Below are 20,470 nucleotides of genomic sequence, written 5' to 3' on the forward strand. Positions count from 1 at the left end.
TAAACACATTAAAAAAGAACCTGAAGCAGTCAATATCTTACTGCTTCAGTTTTTTTTTATATTTTATTTATTTATGACTCAATGGTCAGGCTATGACATATTCCTTTCTGTCACAATTCTCGAAAAGCTCATAATCAAGTCTTCTCTGTATCTGTGAATGAATAAATCGAACTCCCATCCCATTCTCCGCAGCTTCCTTTGCCAGCTTATGTTTTGCTGTCTCTGACATCTTAAGCTTAACGCCATAGTAATCAGAAAGCTTTCTGACAGGACTTATTCTTTTGTCATTTAATATGGCGTAGAAGTCATCCTCAGTCATCTCCCTGAGCTGAACTATATTCCCTATGCGCCCCGCTATTTCACATCTCACATTTGCATACTGTACAAGATCTTCCTGAGTGAATGTACTCATGTATCCGTCAAATGACTCGTCAGACGATACTGCACCAAAACCTATAGCCCTGCTCTTATTCACAGCCACCGCCTTCGCTCTGACCATGGAATCGAAGGAACCCAGGAACACAAAACTTACATTTGATGTATCTATATCAAGAGCTGGTTCACTGTTCGACGGATTGCCATCAAAATGAACCATGTCCCCCTCCAGGACCTTCAGCAGTTCATTCTGGACTATGTAACTGTAATGCCTGTCGTCCGCATCCTCGAACATCTTGTCAGCCTCATCAAGGACAATGATAAGGTGGCCCATTTTATCCTGAGGCACCCCATCGAACAGATTTCTGACCTTTGTATTGCCCTTCCAGCCCGTGCCCGTCAGAGAGGTGGCATTGTGGATCACTATGTTCGGATATAGCTTTGCGAGCTGCCTGAATATCTCTGTCTTGCCACAGCCGGTAGGGCCTGCAAAGAGTACATTCTGCCTCCTGCCATTCACATGGTTCCAGAGGAGCATGGCAGCGGCGCGCTTTGCCTCCTTCTGGCCGTACACTCTGCGGTCAAGATATTCATATATCTTCGCCGGCGAGCTCAATATTCCTTTTGCATCAGTGCTTCTTTTATCAGACTGTGTCTTTGTTTTGGATGGATTATCGCTGTCTATCTCCTTGGAAGCAGCATATCCGGCTGTTCTTTCATTTCTATCCGCTGCTTTTGCATCACAGGGGATATGCTCTTTACTTGAACGCTCATAAGCACAAAGCAATGTCGCTGCCATGTCCTCCACGTCACTGTCGCTAAGTGTAAGATTCTCAAGTGCAGTAAAAAGCAGTTCACCAATCTGACCGCTTGGCCGATGCTGCCATACATCATTTAATTCATTTACTTTATCAAGCGCCTGGTAATACTCTTCGTCGGACATCTCATCAAAGTCCCCGGCCTTTGCTTTCTTTGTGAAATCTACTGCCGGATTTGCAATGCTTCTGTTTCTGTATCCATTTGATGTTGCTCTAAGTAATTCCTCGTAAAGTTCTCTCATATTGTCGATCTTCATATGCATTTTCTCCTTTCGTCTTGCTCCACGAAACAGCTCACTGTCTGTGCCACATGGGATATTCTTTATTTGATAAACACAGTATAACTACAGCAATATTTAAGCTCGTAAAATTTACGAAGAAAAGCCACCAATCTGTGCCAATACAGATTGATGGCCTATAAACCAATGCAGCTATTTTATTTTTGGGCTTTGAAATGTCATTCTCAGCCGTTTTTTTCTTTCTTTCTCCTCCTGTTCCCTGTCGAACGCTTCAAGCGTATCTCTTATATCTGACTCATCAACATCCCCATATAATGCAGAGTTTCCTGTCACTTCGCCAGATATATCTGCCACCTCTGCTTTTACATTGTCATAGCCTTTGAAATACTTAAGGAAAACCTCCGGACAGCCTGCCGGGGCATCCCCATTATACCGCCTGTACTCCTCCATAGAGTCAGCCTTATAATCATAATTTCTAAACCAACTCACCGCCTCTGACATACCAGGGAACACATTTTCATCAAAGGTGCCTTCCTGAAACGCCGAAAATTCAAATGCACTTCCGCCATCTGTTCCGTAGAAATATACCACGCCGAACTCACAGTTGCTGGCAAGTCTCACATCGGCATTCTCCGCAAACTGCCTTTTGCCTATTAGGAATATTCCGCCGCCTGTATCATTATCAATCCACATCGGCATAAAGACATTCTGATAAGCAGATGCTCTCTTATCCGAATTCAGTCTGTCGCGGACATTATCACACGCATTGTAATATTCATCCCATGTCGTATAACCGCCGGGGATTTCAACATAGCCTGTACCGCCAGAAAATGGATTATCCCCCACATATCTGAAATACGCATCCATTATGTCCATACTTTTATCCTTCTTGCGGGGCCTGCCTCCATTTGAAAAGCCTGCGTCATAAAGCAATGTATTCACATCAATGGTTAATATGTCTCTCTGCAGGTTCTCCGTGAGCTTATCAAGAAATTCTGTATCAAAGAACATATCCGCTGCCATGTCAAATCCTGCACGATCTGTCTTTCCAATCTGCCGCAGTTTTTCAAGCCTTACCGCAGCCCGCCCGCAGCCATCAAATACATCTTTCCCAAATGTTCTCTTACCAAATTCTATAAAATGCGACAGCGCTTTCTTGTCAGGAATATATTTGCTGCTTCCTGACCAGAATTCCAGCAATCTTCTGACGTATCCTGAGGCCGATATAATACCATAATAAAAATCCAGGTAAGACGACATGAGCTCCACATACGGATTCTTCTTCTCACCATCAAACTCGAATGAGTCGAGCAGTTCGGATGAGATATGTCTAAGACTCTCTATATCTGCATCTATACCTATAACTGACTCTGATGCCTGGCATTTGTCCATATACTTATCAAGCATCCTCAGTCTGCCTCCACACGACCTGTCCTCCGCATGCTTTACCGCTTCCAGCTCTGTTTCAAGTTCTGACCTCATCGCAAGTCTGGATGCTTCATCCAACCCCTCTGCCGCAAATGATATGCTGTCCAGCAGTTTCTGGAGGCTGTTTATCTTCTCCAATGAAGCTGAAAGGCTTTTATCAGAAAGCAGCGCTTTCACAAGGAAACGGACATACTTTTTTCTGCTTGCCGCAGTGTCTGCCAGACAGTAATATTCCTCCTTCAAGCAAAGTCTTAGATTGTTCTCTCTTTTAGTTTTTACATATCCGTATAAGAAAGAATTCTCCATATTCTCATGGTAATCACGTCCTATCCTGGCATAAAAATCTTCTCTGAAACCAGCCACTTCCTATGCCTCCTCCCGAAGCTTCTTTATCGCATCTATCTGCTTCTTTATACTGATGTATGCCCTTGCGCAATTATCTGCATCAGTATACAGAGTCATCCCACGTCTGCCAAGGAATACATCCAGCATGCCCTCCACCAGGATATCAAATATCGTAAGCGGATACCTGATATCCCTGGATTCATCCGTATAAAAAAGCTCACGGAGCTTCATATATCTGGCACAGAACCCTTCAGTGTCAGGAAATTCCTGCCTGAACCGCTTCTCGCTTTCATCCCATCTGACTGCCAGCTCATCGAAATATCTGTTAAGCTCTGCCATATCCGGATCTTCTTCAACATCCACATATTCACTAATAGCCTCTTCTATCTCTTCGTCGGTCATAGCATTATCTTCTGCCTCATCCAGAAACTCATCATACATCTGCATCTGTTCCTGACAGTACGTATCAAGTCCATCCTTCATGCTCTGGGTAAGGCTTTCTCCGATATCTTTCCCGGTAATCGACTCATATGCCATGCTTAATATTTCAAACAAACCAGATGCTCCTCTGACGCCAAAATAAGCCTCCCCCCAGAGCTCATCATATCTTTTCTCGATTGGTCTTACAGAAAACTCTCTCACTCTTTTTGCATGAAGGTAAAGCTGCTGAAATGAATCGGCATACGGTTCAGCATAGATCTGTTCAACCCACTCCATATCGCTTGTCATGAGCAGTATCATGCAATAGAGATAATCATGTATAAATTCTTTGAATCTTGTCGGCATACATGGAATTTTCTCTTCCGATGCTTTTTCTTCCGAAGCTTTTTCTTCTGTCGCTTTCATTTTGCAAAAGTCATCATCCGAAATCCCATTATCTTTTATCGTTTCGTCACTCTCTATCCACAGTCTGTTTCTTATACCATAGCTGTCCATGGATTTTACCAGCTCATTTACAAGCTTTTCCACAGCCGTAGCTTTTCCCATTTCTCCTCCTGCCAGAGCGCCTGACAGAAAAGCCGAAACCTTGTTGTCTCTTCCGCTTACAGCCTGATCCAGAGCCGATTCCAGCTCCCGAAACTTATTCTTGCGGAATTCTATATTTTTCCACTCTTTGTCCGATATTCTCAAAGCGATCACGACCTCTTCTTTCTATATAATAATAGGCAAATTCTCTATCAACCTAACTATTAAACTAATCTTTTGAAATGATTGCGAGATTAATCTACGTCATCAAACCTTAAGCTCATCTGCGTCTCCTTAAGGGATTTCACTTTGCGCTCTGTGATCTTGTCTAACTCACCAACAGTTCCGCACAGGAGAGGCGATCTTGGATCGTAGCATGCACAGTTTGATTTCACCGCAGCCTCAGAATAGTTGGCATAACAGTATCTGCAGCCGTTTAAACACGTGTTGTATGAGCCTATCTCCACGCTCTCCATACATCCACACTCCGGGCGCTGCACCTTATCCTTTGACACCTTTATATCACAGCCTATGATCTCCTCGATGAGCTTCTTATCTATGCAGCAGTTATGCTCAATTCCGCATTTTTCAAGGTCTATGACCTCCGCACATGTCGCAACCACCATACCGTGGCTCCTTGCTATGTCGGCGATGGTCTTTGCAAATGCCTCAAGCTCATCATGACTCATCTCATATCTGTCCACTGCTTCCATGTTCTTCTTGTTCTTGGCATATATGTCGACAAAGCTTATGACACACTTCTCAGTACATCCGTCAAGCGCCTCTGCGATCTGGGTAAATGCTTTTATGTGATACTCCGGCGTGTACTTGTGTGTTAATACGATAGGATCGTACCTCCATATGACGCGCTTTTTTCCAATCTTTGCCGAAAGCTGCCGGAAAGCCGGAATGAGCTTTTGCTTCTTATCCGGAAGATTAGCCTCCATGTCTTTGCCATATCCTGTCAGAGTAAACTGAAAGTAATATTTGTATGCCTCAAGCTCATCAAGTCTTGGAAGCATCGGTATCGGATTCTTTGTCCAGAACACAATGCAGTCCACCACATCCGGTGACAGATCAATCCTGCTTATCTGATGAGCGTTCATGGGATTCCTAACATACAGGAATCCCTCCTTTATTCTGTTGTAGAACCATTCCGAATAAAATGTCGGAATATCTGTTCTTCTGCTGGCACTAACTATCATAATTTTAAAATTCCCCTTGTATCTTCCATCGTTATCTGCTTCTTGATTCCTTCAAATTTGACATATCTTCCACAGATCATATTTGCAAATATCATTCTTCTCGCAAATGACTTGGCCATTATCCTGCCATCCTTGTCATAGAGTCCACAATTTTCGCCATTTGGAGTTATGCCATACCGCAGTCTTCCGTCAGCTTCCTCAAACTGCTCTATACAGCCATCGGCTATCAGTCCCTTAAAGATATTATCAATACTGAATACCTCCTGAAGCCCACGTACACTGTCAGGTACATATCCGGTCGTATCGGCAATAAGCTTGATAGCTTTTTCATGAACAGTCCACGGATACATATACATATTTTTTGCAAATTTATAAATATCCTGCGAGAATCCACTCCAGAATGTAAACCCTCTCATGGTTTCTTCAAGTATATCCAGGACTAGATTTTTATCGGTAAGTTCCCTGTTGTCAGCATTCCCTCTTGTTATCTTAAAAACCTGATAGCATATTCCATTTGTGCTGTCCATCGGATAATTGTGTATCTTATCACTGACATTTGTAAGCTCGTTCCATCTGTCTCTGTCGCATATCTTTTTACTGCCATAAAATATACTGTCAAATGAGTCATCATCGTCACGTCCAAAAAGCCATATCTTGTCCGGGGTATCCGGTGCCTCCACATAACTATGAAACTCGTCATATGTAAAATAACATCCTCTGTTACTCTCCGGGCTCTCACAGATTTCCAGATCGTGTCCATACCTCTGCTCACAGTGCATTGGCTGCAGCAACTCCACGTTCATTCCTCTCTCAATGAGACAGGTTCTAAGGTATGTTCCATAGCGGATATCATATGATTCATTCTGCTCTCTGCACACTCCATCGTCAGTTGGGACCTGTCTGTATGTGAATGCAACGTATACCGGCTTGTCCTTTATCCTTGAGTGTATTATGTGGGCAAATCTTGACATAGCCTGATATGTATTGTATAGCGACCTGTCCTCAACCTCATTGGGCACAGTGTGAATACATACCTCCTTCGTGGAATGAGGGAAGAAATAAATATCGCTTAGAGGTTCTCCTGGTCTGTTTTCCATATAACCCAGATACTCATTAAAGTCCGTGCATGATTTTATTTCATCCGCCGGCTCATGAAACAAATCTGGATGACCTGATCCTTTTTCATCATGTATACCAGATGTAATCTCATTGTATCTCACCATGTCCTGCTCCGGCATGTCAGCCGCTTCCGTGATCCTGTACGGCCAGCATACCGGGTCAATTCCGGTGTAATCAAGCTTACTTTCCGGTGCTTCGCCCAGCACTCTCGCTGCATAGGACATTCCCCAATAGTCAATACCTGTGCCACAGCCTATGCTTACCGCCTTTATACTTTCAGGGTTATTCATATCTGCAAATATATCTGCGTAGGCTCTTGAAAACTGGAATCCATATGCTCTTGCATACTTCATAACATATAATGCGGTTATATGCTCATCATCATAATCCGCAGTTCCCGAATCGAACATATCATGGAACTCTGTAACAAATCTGACTCTCTCCTCTTCGGAAAGTCCTTCTATGTAATTTTCTAATTCAGTATATACTCTTTTCATGTACTCTCTTAAATTTATAACCGACATGGCAGACTCCTTTCTCCTACATCATGTAAAGTATAATATATATTCACTTAATGTTTCAATAACATCATATAGTTATCATAGCCGGTTTTTTCTCTGTGCATTGAGATACGCAGTCTTCTCGGCTGCTTTTTCCAGATAAAGCTTCGATCTTTTTAGACTATCCATACTGCTGTATATCGACAGCCCATGATCCCACATGTACGTGTCAAGCATTCCCTCCACAGCTTTTCTCATCTGTGACAGATAACTATACGGCACCTCATAAGAATATATCATATCCAAAAAACTGGCAAAACAACTGCAAACCTTATCCGAATCTTCCATCTGGTCACACACAGAGACGATGGTTTTACTTTCATCCGCATCATGACCATCCTGTAAAAATCCCTCATCCACAAACTCGTCAGCATCCAGATTATCATATATCGGCTCCACAATATCAATATCATCAATATCGAAGTCATCCATATCACCCAAGTCTTCCACGTCCTCCATGTCCTCCATGTCATTCAGTTCTTCCATATCATTCGAATCCAAGTCTTCCAGCATTTCTTCTTCAATCTCCTGCATCCTTTTATAAACCTTATCGGACATCCAGTCAGGCTTATTGTCAGGATGCGAGTAGTCAAATGCAAACACACACCATGATATAATACCTGCATCACCTATCCAACCATCCACAATATACTCAAAAAGCAGCGTATCCTTATCATTATTTGATTCAAAATCAATACAGCCTGAGAGCAGATTATCAAATGAACCATTTGGAAGGTTATCCATCAGGAATCCGTATTGGGAAAAATCCAATAAAGACATTCTTATCGCAAGATACAGATACATTCTCACATATCTGCAAAAGCTCTTCTGTTCCGGGAGTGCATTTTCCGCTGTTATGTGCCCCAACCACATCTTGTACCTATATCCATATCGGTCCATGTCTTCCACGAGCTCTGTTATCAGCTTCTCCGCTTTTTTCTCATCAAATCTGCCATTCTCATCAGTCACCAGCGGTCTGATCAAATTACTTTTTCCACTTGCCTCACAGTCAAATTCCTTCATGAGCTTCCTGATATTTTCCTTATTATTTTTTAAGCTGCAATACTCTTTACAATTTTCAAATTTCATTTTCATGCCTCCTTGTTTTTGAACACCAGCCATGCAAAATTTGCCTTTATTGGTACTCACACATTGCTCTGCAATGTGTGATGTCGTCGATGCCATTTTAATATGTGACTTCGTCACATGGTCATCTCCTGGCAAATGGCAGGCGCTACATGTCAAGTTTTCATATAAAACTCGACACATCCTTTTTCTTATTATAGCTATGTAAATATTTGTCTCGTAATATTTACGACATGTTTTCAGATGATTATAAATGTTTGTGGATTTTTCCAAACCTGTGTGCTATTTTGATGTTCTGGATTGTTTTATATATGAGATCTCAAATGAGAGAATTGCGGAAATTCATTTCTCACGTATTCTCATATAAACAAACTACGGAGGTGATAAATCTTGAAACAGCAGCAGCTGCTGGAGTTATATGATACATACTCGAACAACGTATTCCGTCTCGCTATGAGCTTTTTAGGCAACACGGCGGACTCGGAGGACATTGTGCAGAGCGTATTTACAAAGCTAATAGAAAAGAAGCCCCACATATCAAAGGGAAAGGAGAAATCCTATCTTCTCACAATGACCGCAAACATGTGCAGGAATCATCTAAAATCCGCAGCGAACCGTCTAAGCAGCAGCTACGAGGAACTGAGCAGCGACTCTATCGTCAGCGGATTCAATATTGAAGAGCAATCCATGTACGAGGCTCTGGGGAAACTCCCTGACTCATACCGCACTGTTCTTTATCTGCACTACTATGAGGGATATACATTTGGAGAAATTGCAAAGATACTTCACCTGTCACCATCTGCAGTTTCAATGAGAGTATCCCGGGGACGAAAAGAATTAAAAGAAATATTGATGGAGGAATAACATATGACAAACAAAGACAAGATCAGCGATATTGATGATTTCCAAAACTCAAATACATATAACACGTCTGATGATTCTGATGACAGCAAATTTACAGACTTGTACACTAAAACTATGGATAATGTGACTATGTCCCAGGAAAACAAGGATGTTATACGCGCAAAGCTTGCTGAGCAGTCCCAGACTGGCAGATCTGGACGAAAGCTCATCCGCATAGGAAAGTATTCAGCCATTGCCGCCACTGTGTGCGCAGTCCTACTGTGCATCCCGGCGACAAGGACAACCGTCTCAGCAGCCATCGACTACATAAAGCAGACATTCCACCTGGCAAATGGCACCGAGGTGACATACGAGGAAAACAGCGAGGGAAACTCCATACAGTTCACAATATCTACAGATGATGTCAACGGTTACACGAAAGTTGAAAATGGTCGTCTCTACCTTGTTCTCGGAAATACAAAAAAAGATATCACCGACCAGTGCGGTCCTGACAAATATTTCCGTCATGAGATCAAGAATGCGGACGGCTCACACAGCGTCATCCTCATAGGCGGTACACCTGAGAGCTGCGGATGGGCAGAGCTCTTCTTTGACAAGAATGGGAAATATGTATTTAACAACATGAACGTTGAAGACTACAGCGACCCATGGCTTAATGACGCCCTGCATGCTGAGGGTGTTGACACAGGCAATCCTTACCTGGATGATGACCTTTCAGATACATCCGGCAGCGCCGCTGACGGAAATGCAACATATATCGAACAGTAATTTTTCCTAATAAGCCATATTAAAAAGCAAAAGATACAAAATTTTCCTAAACAAGCCTTTTTCGATCAAAAAGGGATAAATCATCAAATATTTACCTCATATTTCTCCCTTTTTGATAATTTAACCTTGTCTTAGGAAAATTTTGTATCTTTATTTCTTCTATCATATATATTTTTAGGAAAATAATCTCTGAATAGGTATCCATTCCGATCATTCTGTGTCGTGAGATTGATATAGAAATCGCTACAGTCTCATAGGGATTCCCTTATCCTGAAGGTATCTCTTCAGATCTCCTATCTCAAGCTCTTTATAGTGGAACAGCGAAGCCGCAAGAGCTGCATCAGCTCCGCCCTCTGTCAGGGCATCGTAGAAATGATCCTTAGTTCCTGCGCCGCCGGAAGCTATCACTGGAATATTCACATTGTCTGCTATGGTTCTGGTGAGTTCTATGTCATATCCCGCCTTTGTACCATCGCAGTCCATGCTGGTAAGCAATATCTCTCCCGCACCAAGCTCTGCGGCCTTCATGGCCCACTCAACTGCATCTATTCCACAGTCGATTCTGCCGCCGTGCTTGTATATGTTCCAGCCTGAACCATCATCACGTCTCTTGGCATCTATTGCTAAGACTACGCACTGGCTGCCAAACTTGTCAGCGGCATCAGCTATAAGCGTCGGATTGTCTATGGCTGCCGAGTTCACGGATATCTTGTCTGCGCCCTCACGGAGTATTGCCTTAAAGTCATCGACAGTTCTTATTCCGCCGCCGACTGTAAACGGAATGAAGATAGTCTCAGCAACTCTTCTTACCATGTCGACAACTATATTTCTCTGGTCTGATGAAGCTGTTATGTCAAGGAAAACAAGCTCATCAGCGCCCGCCTTGTCATACGCTGCACCGACGGCAACCGGATCCCCGGCATCTATAAGATTTACGAAATTTACGCCCTTTACAACTCGTCCGTTCTTCACATCAAGACAAGGTATTATTCTCTTTGTATGCATGTCCTACACCTCCAGCTCTATAAAATTCTTCAGTATCTTAAGTCCAACCTCTGAGCTCTTCTCAGGATGGAACTGACATGCAAATACATTGCCGTGCTCCACAGATGCATGAATCTGTGTTGAATAGAATGTGGACGCTGCCACATCCTCAGGATTCTTTGCCTTCAGATAATATGAATGAACAAAATAAACATATGGATTCTCAGGAAGCCCCTTAAAAAGTCTTGCCTTTGGATTTATCTCAAGGTTGTTCCATCCTATCTGTGGTATCTTAAGTCCCGGTGCATCCGGTATGCGGAGTATCTCACCATCAAGGATTCCAAGTCCTGTTGCCTCCGGCGACTCCTCGCTGGTCTTGAACAGAAGCTGAAGTCCAAGACATATCCCAAGAAACGGCTTGCCTGCATCCACAACATCATAGATGACATTCTCAAGGCCGTACTCCCTGATCTTTCCCATAGCGTCCCCAAAGCTTCCAACTCCAGGTAAGATAACCTTGTCACTCGCCATAATCACATCTCTGTCCCTTGTGATGACAGCCTCCTCGCCGAGATACTGGACTGCCTTCTCAACACTCTTTATGTTACCTGCGTCATAATCCAAAATTGAAATCATCTGTTTTGTCCTTTCATATCGAGTCTTTTCCATTATTGTACTCTTTCTTAATGTTGTCATAAGCCATATCTCACTTAGTCTATCTGTCACTATAATGATATTTGCAAGCAAGAATATATACATTAGTATCGTCAATCTTGTATATTATTCTGTCTTTATCATTTATTCGTCTACTCCAGAAGCCAGTCAGATTTCCAGTTAATGGTTCGGGTTTCCCAATGCCTTCATTTCCATTTCTGCATATATCTTCTATCAGACTATTTATTTTCTTTAGTGTCTTTCTGTCCTCCGTCTGCCAATAGACATAGTCTTTCCATCCATTATCAGTAAAGACTTTATTCATCGGCAGATACCTCCGTCAGATCATGAACAGCAAAATTTCCTTTCTCAAGCTGGGTCTTTGACTCCATAAGCCAGTCATAGTTTGCTTTGTTTCCCATCACATATACATTTTCCATCAGATTGTTATATGCCTCTTCTGAAAGCATAACAACATTTTTATTATCCTTACGGGTTACAATCATGGTTTCATAATCATCTGTAACTTTATCCATATACTTTTTCATATTGTCGCGTAAGTTTGTATAATTAACAGCTAACATAAGAACACCTCCTCAAATTCATGTACAGTTTTCTGTACTTATATTGTACTGTACAGAAAACCGTACGTCAAGTACCTGTATTATCTTATGCCTATGTTATAATAGATATTCTGCTCTCGCATGTAATTCTTTAGAACCTCAGCTTACTTCCCTTGCCGCCGCGCTTGCCCGGCTTAACTCTGGTAAAGATTATCTCGTTATCTCCAACCTTGAAGGTATCCTTTGTGCTTCCCACAAATACCGACTCAAGGACATCGTCACCCTCTAAGTTGATGAGCTTGACTCCCGCTGCGCCCTTGCCCTTCTCAGGAATCTCCGCTGCGTCAACTCTTATGTAATAGCCCTTCTCTGACTGTGCGATTATGAAGTCGCCCTCGGAGATTTTGCCGATATATATGATATCATCACCGACTTTTGAAGCATTTGCAGCACGCCTTGTGGTGTCAAATGCGGAGCCGTCAACAACCTTGGCAAGACCCTGCTTGCTGACGAACAGCAACTTGTCAGTCACAAAATGCTCTATGCAGTCCATGAACAGGATATTCTCGTCACCATTCATGTTGCAGAACTCGAACACCTGGATTCCCTTGTCGGCAAGACGTCCTATGAGGCTTCCTCCGCCCTTCTTGCTGGTGTTCTTCTTCGCCTGAAGCTTAATGATGTCTGCAACCTTGATCGTATACACCTGATTATTGTCAGCAAATACCGCTATCCTGTCAAGATTCTGACACTTAACCGCAAATCTGTAATCCTTCGTGATCTGGTCGATGTTCTTCTCGTATACATTTGCATCTACAACTTTGATGTAATAGAATCTGTCGAGAAGTACAGCCACATCTGTAGCCACGACCTCAGCCTTCTTCACAACAACAGTTCCATAGTTATGGATCTGAGTCCTTCTAGGTATGGCATACTTTGCCTTGATCTCAAGCATGTCATCTATCATCTGCTGCTTCATGGCATCCCTGGACTCCATAAGCCTTGTGTACTTCTTGATGAGCTTCTCAGCATCTGCCAGCTCTTTCTTTAAGGCATTGATCTCCAGACCAATGAGCTTCTGAAGTCTCATGGCAAGTATTGCATCCGCCTGCTTCTCTGTGAAGCACAAGAACTTTGCGTCCGCCTCTGAGCCCTTGAATCTGAACTTGATATTCGATGTATCACCGTGCATGAGGCACGCCTTGGCATCAGCAACCTTTGTACTTCCGCGGAGTATCTCTATGATCAGGTCTATGCAGTCAACCGCTGTGAGAAGTCCCATCTTGATCTCCCTGATCTCCTCCTGCTGTGCCAGAAGCTTTCTATACTTCGTGTCATACAGACCGTACTTGAAATCTGTGTATACCTTCAGTATCTTCTTGAGTCCCATGACCTCCGGCTTGCCGTTGTTGATGCAGTTGATATTCACGCCAAATGTATCCTCAAGGGCTGCCTTCTTATATAATATATTGATGATGTTCTGTATCTCCTCGTCAGAAGTTCCCTTCTTCACATCTATACACAGGCATTCACCGTTCTTGTCTCCTCTGTCCGCGATATCCACGACCGCTGGAAGCTCTCTGTTCCTGACAAGCTCTGCGACAGTATCAAGGAACTTGGCAGTGCCTCCGATCATTGTATATGGAAGCTCTGTGACACAGATACTCTTTCTTCCGTATCCGATATCCCTGACCTCTACCTTACCGCGCACCTTGATCTTGCCAAGTCCTGTGGCATACACATTATACAACTCCTCAGGTGTTGCATTGATGATTCCACCTGTGGCAAAATCCGGTCCCGGCATGAGCGCAAGCAGATCCTCAAGCTGTATCTCAGGATCATTCAGATATGCAACTGTGGCATCTATGACCTCACCGAGATTGTGTGTAGGAATATTTGTCGCCATACCTACTGCTATACCGGTTGAACCGCTCACCAGGATATTTGGCACCTGGAAAGGCAGGAAAGTCGGCTCTGTCTCCGTTCCGTCAAAGTTTGGTATGAACTGATCCTTGAAGAACGGAAGATCCTTCATGCACACATCCTCTGTGTACTTAGATATACGCGCCTCAGTGTATCGCATGGCAGCCGCACCGGAACCGTCCACCGCACCAAAGTTGCCGTGTGGATCAACAAGTGGTATCGGCAGCTTCCAGTTCTGTGCCATATTTACAAGTCCTTCATATATGGAACTGTCTCCGTGTGGATGATATTTACCCATTGTATCTCCGACTATTCTCGCACATTTTCTGTGTGGCTTGTCGGAGCCTGCAAGACCATCCAGTGAGTAAAGTATCCTTCTCTGGACAGGCTTTAATCCATCCCTTACATCCGGGAGCGCTCTCTCTGTTATAACCGACATGGAATAATCCACATAGGACTGTCCCATCTCGCTCTCATAATCTACATTTAATATCTTTTCCGACATGATCTATCCCTTTCATAATACAAACTGTGAAAACGCGCTGCTAAGCATTCCAAAATATCACTTTTATATATCTAGCACCGCATCCGCACTGTGTGTCTCTATGTACTCTCTTCTAGGCGCAACCTCAGTTCCCATGAGCGTCTGTGTGAGCTGATTTGCCTCAACACGGCTGTTCACTGATACCTGCTTTAAAAGTCTTGTCTCAGGGTTCATGGTCGTCTCATAGAGCTGGTCTGCATCCATCTCACCGAGTCCCTTGTATCTCTGGATCGTGAACTTGTTCGTGTGTGTCTTTCTGTACTTTGCAAGCTCATCATCTGAGTACAGATATTTGATGTTCTTGCCCTCGCCAACTCTGTAGAGAGGCGGAATAGCTATGTATATATGTCCCTCGCTGATAAGGTCAGGATAAAATCTATAAAAGAATGTAAGCAGAAGTGTCGCTATGTGGGCACCATCCACATCGGCATCAGTCATGATGATTATCTTGTCGTAATTCAGCTTGCTTATATCGAAATCATTGCCGTATCCCTGCATGAAGCCACAGCCAAATGCATTGATGAGTGCTTTGATCTCGGCATTCTCAAGCACCTTTGCAACAGGCTTCTTCTCCACGTTGAGTATCTTACCTCTAAGTGGAAGTATTGCCTGATACTTTCTGTTTCTCGCGGTCTTGGCTGAGCCTCCCGCCGAATCTCCCTCGACTATGAATATCTCGCATTTAGACGAATCTGAGGACTCCTGCTTTGCAAGCTTGCCATTTCCCTCAAATGAAAACTTGTTTATATTGATCTTGGACTTCTCAAGCGCCTTTCTCTTGGAGAGAGCCACCGCCCTGTCCACTATATCCTTCAGCACATCATAATTTCTGTCAAAATAAACTGTGAGCTGTTCCTTCACGATATCGTCGACGGCCTTTGACACGTCCGTGTTGGAAAGCTTTGTCTTAGTCTGTCCCTCGAACTGCGGATCCGGATGCTTCACGGATATGATAGCCTGCATGCCAGATCTTATATCTGCACCTGTCAGATTGGAATCCTTCTCTTTCAGAGTTCCAAGCTCATTTCTCGCATAATTATTGATAAGCTTGGCAAATGCTGACTTGAATCCTGTCACATGGGTTCCACCTTCAGGATTCGTGATATTGTTGGTAAATCCTATGATATTCTCCTCGCCGTCCTCCGTCATCAGAAATACGATATCTGCGGCGATTCCGTCCTTCTCCCCCGATATGGCGACAACCGGTGATGTATGTGTGAGTCCCTGGGATATATCCTCAACAAATGCTGCAAGTCCCCCTGGCTGATGGAACACTATAGGCTCCTCGCCATCCCTCTTGTTCTGGAATGTGATCGTAAGATTCGGATTCAGATATGCTGTCTCTTTAATCCTCTGCTTGATGGCGTCCGCCTTGAACTTTACTGTCTCAAATATTGTATCATCAGGATAGAGTGTTACCGTCGTACCTGTTCTCTTTTCCTTGAGTTTTGTCTTTGGAAGCATACCGTCAACAAGTTCAGTTGTCGGTATTCCCTTCTCGTATGTATCGTGATAAAGGTAGCCATCCCTGGCAACATCTACTATAAGCTTGTTAGACAGTGCATTTACAACTGCAGAACCTACTCCGTGAAGTCCGCCGCTTATCTTGTAGGTGGAGCTGTTAAACTTGCCACCTGCATGCAACACTGTGTATACAACACGCTCCGCAGGAATTCCCTCCTGCTCATGTATATCGACAGGAACGCCTCGTCCATCGTCAGACACGGTTGCCGAGCCATCCTCGTTGATGCTCACCCATATATTGTTGCAATACCCCGCCAGATGCTCATCCACCGAGTTGTCTATAAGCTCCTGTATGAGGTGGTTCAGTCCGCTTCGCCCTGTGTTGCCGATGTACATTCCCGGTCTCAGTCTTACCGGCTCAAGTCCCTTTAACACCTCAATGTTTTTTGCACTATATGACATAATCTTCTCCCATTTTATAAATATATTTGCAGATGCCAGAATCCAACAGAAAAAGGAAACCCTTAGAATTATAGCCTAAAAGTTTCCTCCTTGCAAAGTATTTATTGTTCTGACGTGTTATCTGCGCTATTCTCCGGTATCATTTCCGGTTCGCCATCATCCTGCTGTATGATATCAAGGTCGAAGTAGAATACCACTCCATTCTCCACATTGTAAACACCATAGTTCTTGTTGTGAGCCGCCATGGACGCCGCAACTATAGAAAGTCCAATACCGCTTCCACCATACTCTCTCGTCCTCGCTTTGTCCACCTTGTAGAACTTAATGAATACCTTATCAAGCTCATCGTCAGGAATGTTCGGTCCCTCATCATATACAAATACTCTCAAGTTGCCTGTGACGAGTCCATCCTCAGTCCTTCTCGGCTGATCATAGTCCTTATTCGCCGTCCACACTCTGACCTTGCCTCCATCGTTGCAGTAATGAAGTGCATTTGTAAAATAATTGGTGAATACCTGCTCTATCATGAACTCATCTGCATATACGTTGCACACATCATTCAGCTCATCCGCCAGCTCAACTTCCGCATGGTTCTGCTCCACCAGAATGGATGATGAATCCACTACATTCTTTATGAGTGCATCTATGTCAAATACCACAGGATGAACCCTGTCCACTCCAAATTCAAGCTCATTCAGATCAAGTAACTGTCTGACAAGCTTATTCATCTTGCCAGCTTCGTCCAGAATGACATCACAGTAAAACTCCTTGCTCTCATCATCCTCTATAACATTGTCCTTAAGGCCCTCGGCGTATCCCTGTATGAGTGCTATAGGAGTCTTGAGTTCATGGGACACATGGGACAGGAACTCCTTCCTCATCTCATCTATCTGTACCTTCTCATCAATATCCGTCTGCAGCTTAGCATTTGCCTGTTGAAGCTCTGTCAGCGTGTTCCTCAGCTGATATGACATCTCGTTCATACTGTCCGCCAGCTCACCAATCTCATCGTTGGATGCGTGATCCACCTTCACATCGAGATCAAGCTGTGCCATACGATTGGCAACCGACGCAAGATTCTTTATCGGCTTTGCAACCGCATTGCTTATAAAATAAACCATCACAAATCCAAGCAGTGCCACCACTGAGAACACCAATAAAAAGAACTTCAAAGATGTAACTATCGTTGAGTCCACACTGGAAATAGGTTTTCTGATGATGACAACAAAACCATTGTCAAGGAATCCGACAACGTCATAATAGCTGTTGCCTGTATTCCTGTCATTTGTGATCTGTATATCATATTTATCTGTCTTCTCAATCTGCTTTCTCTTTATCTTCGGATTGTCCGGATTCTTTCCACCGCTGTAATTAAAGTAGTCTGCTATAAATGACAGATTGTTATATACCGCGGCCTCCTCGTTCACCGTCGTGTACACATGCATATTCACACTGTCAAAGATAAATATCATCGCACCTGACTGATTGATCACATCATTCGCCAGCTCTTTACTGTCTATATCCTCATCCCGTCCGAACAGTTCATTGCAGGAATCGTATGTATCCAGCAGCATCTGTTCCATGCTGTGATAGAAATACTTCTTGATAAAAATCATGGTTATAGCACACGACATAACCACCATGATAAGTATGGTCGCAGCCAGAGACAACGTTATCTTGGTCCTGATCGATGTCCTTTTTGATTTCTTCATCACTCTACCTCGAATTTATAGCCCATTCCCCATATAGTCTTGATATATTCGCCCTTATCTCCCATCTTGCTTCTGAGCTTCTTGACATGCGTGTCTATGGTTCTGGCATCGCCAAAGTAATCATAGTTCCATACATTGTTGAGTATCTTTTCTCTCGACAATGCCACGCCCTTGTTCGTGATAAAATACTGAAGCAGCTCGAACTCCTTGAAGCTGAGCTCAACCGGCTTGCCATCTATCGTCACCACATGAGCCGACAGATTCATCTCAATACCTCCGGCTACAAGCTTCTCATCTGAAGCGGCATCCGTTGTTCTTCTGAGTATCGCTGCAACTCTGGCAACAAGTATCTTGGGACTGAACGGCTTCGTTATGTACTCATCTACTCCCAGATCAAAGCCCTGGAGCTCATCGCGCTCATCTGCCTTCGCGGTAAGCATGATAACCGGAACCTGTGAGAACTTTCTTATCTCCTTAAGAGTCTCCCATCCGTCCATCTTAGGCATCATGACATCAAGTATTACAAGAGATATATTCTTGTCATTCATGAATATATCCAGGGCCTGTTCACCATCTCCGGCCTCAAGAACCATATACCCCTCTCTTGTGAGGAAGTCCTTGACAAGCTTCCTCATTCTGCTCTCATCATCAACCATAAGAACCTTTATTGAATCCATATCGTACCTCCACATATAGAATAATATCCAATTTATCTCAATATAACATTGATATTTGTAAAAAATGTGAACTGAGCATATTTTTTACAGTATACCACAGCAAAAAAGCAGTGAACACACTCATGTATCCACTGCTTTTCAAAATATTCTTCTATATCTTAAATACTACTGCGCTGCCTCTGTTGTCTCAACCTCATCTGTCATGGCCTCGCTTGGATCTATAGCCTCTGTGTTGGCCTCTGTTGTGCTTCCTGCCTCACTGGTTGCAGTTGTTGCTATCTCGCCGTTCAACGTTACATTCTCCTTCTGGGCAAGTGCATATACCGCGTCATTGTATGCTGTATACTTGCTCTGGGCGTCTGAGAGAAGCTTCTGTGCCTCTGTCTGGATGTCCTTGTTCTTATCCTTAACAGCAGCCTCAACCTTCTGCATAGCCTCATACTGTGCATTCATGGCATCATAATACTGATCCTTGAGCGCCTTCACCTCGTCGGTCTTGACTTCTATAGCCTGTATGTCGTCAAGAAATGTCTTATAATTTGGAAGCAGATTGTCTGTCAAATCCTTGAGCAGAGCATCTGTATCAACAGCAGTTCCCTCAGCAAAATATGAGTTGAACTTCTTCATGATCTCCGCTTCCTCTGTATCCATCTTAGGGATATCCGTTCCAACAAACTTGATGAACTCATCCTTCACCTCTGATGCAGCCTCTGTGGTTGCCGTCGTCTCGTCTGCCTTCTTGTTTCCACATCCTGTAAATGAGAATGCAAGAACCATAGCCATCATAGTCATAAGTAATCTGCGTTTCATAATCTTTTGTCTCCTTGTTCTTCCTTGTATTTGTGTATGCCCTGCAGTCGCGTCTCCACAAGGTTATGGCAGAATTCGAATAACCTCGAATTCTGCCATCTCTTAGTATACCACCTTAAGACCACAGGTGGCAACCTGCTATTTTCTTCGTTTCTTTTTCTCCTTAGGAGGATTCTCGATCATATACTTCTCGTACATGTCCGGCCTATGCTCCTTCGTCCTGGTGATAGACTGTTCAAGTCGCCACTCATTTATGAGCTTATGGTTGCCCGAAAGCAGTACATCCGGGACCTTCTTCCCCATGAATTCAGGAGGTCTGGTATACTGCGGATACTCAAGCAGATTATTATAAAAAGTCTCTATCTCAGCACTGTCCTCGTTATTCAGAACCCCTGGAACAAGACGAGACACAGCATCCACGATAGCCATGGCTGGAAGTTCTCCGCCAGTCAGCACAAAATCGCCTATGGACATATAGTCATCGACTATCATCTCAAGGACCCTCTCATCTATTCCCTCGTAATGGCCACACAGAAGAACTATGTCCTCCTTCTCCGAGAGCTCCTGTGCAATACCCTGATTGAAGGTTCTTCCCTGCGGAGTCATATATATGACCCATGGTTTTCTGCCAAGCTTCTCCACCAGTGCCGTGTATGCATCATACACAGGCTGCGCCTGCATGACCATGCCTGCGCCTCCCCCATATGGGTAATCATCCACATGATTGTGTTTATCCTGGGTGTAATCTCTTATATTTATAGCTTCTATATGAAGTTTTCCCGACTCTATGGCCCTTCCCGTGATACTCGTTGAAAGTCCATTCATAACCATCTCGGGGAAAAGTGTCAAAATATAAAAATTCATAGTCCGCTCCTAGTATATGTTCATCATCTCACCAAACGTC

Annotated in this window: 18 protein-coding genes; 2 read left to right on the forward strand and 16 right to left on the reverse strand. The window is 43.6% G+C overall.

The genetic code is table 11. The features are described from left to right. Positions 1-85: 85 nt before the first annotated feature. The 6 genes from GT575_RS07585 to GT575_RS07610 all read right to left on the reverse strand — a co-directional run bounded on the left by GT575_RS07585 (position 86) and on the right by GT575_RS07610 (position 8,144). Positions 86-1,450 (reverse strand): AAA family ATPase, encoded by a 1,365-nt coding sequence (locus GT575_RS07585; RefSeq protein WP_161171814.1) that lies wholly within the window; start codon positions 1,448-1,450, stop codon positions 86-88. A gap of 174 nt (positions 1,451-1,624) precedes the next feature. Then, positions 1,625-3,223, reverse strand: a complete 1,599-nt coding sequence (locus GT575_RS07590) for a hypothetical protein (RefSeq protein ID WP_161171815.1) — start codon at positions 3,221-3,223, stop codon at positions 1,625-1,627. A gap of 3 nt (positions 3,224-3,226) precedes the next feature. Then, positions 3,227-4,336 (reverse strand): hypothetical protein, encoded by a 1,110-nt coding sequence (locus GT575_RS07595; RefSeq protein ID WP_161171816.1) that lies wholly within the window; start codon positions 4,334-4,336, stop codon positions 3,227-3,229. Between the two features lie 89 nt (positions 4,337-4,425). Continuing rightward, positions 4,426-5,376 carry a DUF1848 domain-containing protein gene (locus GT575_RS07600; RefSeq protein WP_022216556.1) on the reverse strand — a complete coding sequence of 317 codons (951 nt, stop codon included), beginning with the start codon at positions 5,374-5,376 and terminating at the stop codon, positions 4,426-4,428. Next, positions 5,373-6,992: a hypothetical protein gene (locus GT575_RS07605; protein ID WP_161171817.1), complete on the reverse strand. Its 1,620-nt coding sequence runs from the start codon at positions 6,990-6,992 to the stop codon at positions 5,373-5,375. The genes GT575_RS07600 and GT575_RS07605 overlap by 4 nt, the downstream gene beginning before the upstream one ends. A 102-nt stretch (positions 6,993-7,094) precedes the next feature. Then, entirely contained in the window at positions 7,095-8,144 is a 1,050-nt protein-coding gene (locus GT575_RS07610; RefSeq protein WP_161171818.1) for a hypothetical protein, read from the reverse strand. A gap of 387 nt (positions 8,145-8,531) precedes the next feature. On the opposite strand from GT575_RS07610, the gene GT575_RS07615 reads away from it, so the two are divergent. Together GT575_RS07615 and GT575_RS07620 are read left to right on the forward strand one after the other, a co-directional pair. Continuing rightward, positions 8,532-9,005, forward strand: a complete 474-nt coding sequence (locus tag GT575_RS07615) for an RNA polymerase sigma factor (protein WP_161171819.1) — start codon at positions 8,532-8,534, stop codon at positions 9,003-9,005. A gap of 3 nt (positions 9,006-9,008) precedes the next feature. After that, positions 9,009-9,773 carry a hypothetical protein gene (locus GT575_RS07620; protein ID WP_055273460.1) on the forward strand — a complete coding sequence of 255 codons (765 nt, stop codon included), beginning with the start codon at positions 9,009-9,011 and terminating at the stop codon, positions 9,771-9,773. 243 nt (positions 9,774-10,016) lie between these two features. On the opposite strand, the gene hisF is transcribed toward GT575_RS07620, so the two are convergent. The 10 genes from hisF to trmD all read right to left on the reverse strand — a co-directional run bounded on the left by hisF (position 10,017) and on the right by trmD (position 20,430). Beyond that, the gene (gene hisF, locus GT575_RS07625) at positions 10,017-10,778 is read right to left on the reverse strand and encodes an imidazole glycerol phosphate synthase subunit HisF (RefSeq protein ID WP_004851206.1); all 762 of its coding nucleotides are present in this window, start codon (positions 10,776-10,778) and stop codon (positions 10,017-10,019) included. A gap of 3 nt (positions 10,779-10,781) precedes the next feature. Then, on the reverse strand, positions 10,782-11,393 hold the full coding sequence (gene hisH, locus GT575_RS07630) for an imidazole glycerol phosphate synthase subunit HisH (RefSeq protein ID WP_117549448.1): 612 nt from the start codon (positions 11,391-11,393) through the stop codon (positions 10,782-10,784). Between the two features lie 79 nt (positions 11,394-11,472). Next, on the reverse strand, positions 11,473-11,736 hold the full coding sequence (locus GT575_RS07635) for a Txe/YoeB family addiction module toxin (protein ID WP_022216562.1): 264 nt from the start codon (positions 11,734-11,736) through the stop codon (positions 11,473-11,475). Next, positions 11,729-11,995 (reverse strand): type II toxin-antitoxin system Phd/YefM family antitoxin, encoded by a 267-nt coding sequence (locus GT575_RS07640; RefSeq protein WP_117549034.1) that lies wholly within the window; start codon positions 11,993-11,995, stop codon positions 11,729-11,731. Before GT575_RS07640 ends, GT575_RS07635 begins: the two co-directional genes overlap by 8 nt. Before the next feature lie 130 nt (positions 11,996-12,125). Beyond that, a complete protein-coding gene (locus GT575_RS07645) occupies positions 12,126-14,402 on the reverse strand; it encodes a DNA gyrase/topoisomerase IV subunit A (RefSeq protein WP_117549035.1) in 2,277 nt (758 codons plus the stop codon). A gap of 63 nt (positions 14,403-14,465) precedes the next feature. Continuing rightward, positions 14,466-16,367: a DNA gyrase/topoisomerase IV subunit B gene (locus GT575_RS07650; RefSeq protein ID WP_055273466.1), complete on the reverse strand. Its 1,902-nt coding sequence runs from the start codon at positions 16,365-16,367 to the stop codon at positions 14,466-14,468. A gap of 101 nt (positions 16,368-16,468) precedes the next feature. Then, positions 16,469-18,079 carry a sensor histidine kinase gene (locus tag GT575_RS07655; protein ID WP_161171820.1) on the reverse strand — a complete coding sequence of 537 codons (1,611 nt, stop codon included), beginning with the start codon at positions 18,077-18,079 and terminating at the stop codon, positions 16,469-16,471. Then, complete coding sequence (locus tag GT575_RS07660) at positions 18,079-18,756, reverse strand: response regulator transcription factor (RefSeq protein ID WP_022216567.1); 678 nt, start codon at positions 18,754-18,756, stop codon at positions 18,079-18,081. Before GT575_RS07660 ends, GT575_RS07655 begins: the two co-directional genes overlap by 1 nt. Positions 18,757-18,921: 165 nt before the next feature. Next, positions 18,922-19,566, reverse strand: a complete 645-nt coding sequence (locus GT575_RS07665; protein WP_055144623.1) for a hypothetical protein — start codon at positions 19,564-19,566, stop codon at positions 18,922-18,924. 138 nt (positions 19,567-19,704) lie between these two features. Continuing rightward, entirely contained in the window at positions 19,705-20,430 is a 726-nt protein-coding gene (gene trmD, locus GT575_RS07670; RefSeq protein WP_015534852.1) for a tRNA (guanosine(37)-N1)-methyltransferase TrmD, read from the reverse strand. Between the last annotated feature and the right edge of the window lie 40 nt (positions 20,431-20,470).

Origin of the sequence: Coprococcus sp. BIOML-A2 (assembly GCF_009875795.1) — a bacterium.
In the GTDB taxonomy this organism is placed as follows: Bacteria; Bacillota; Clostridia; order Lachnospirales; family Lachnospiraceae; genus Coprococcus; species Coprococcus aceti.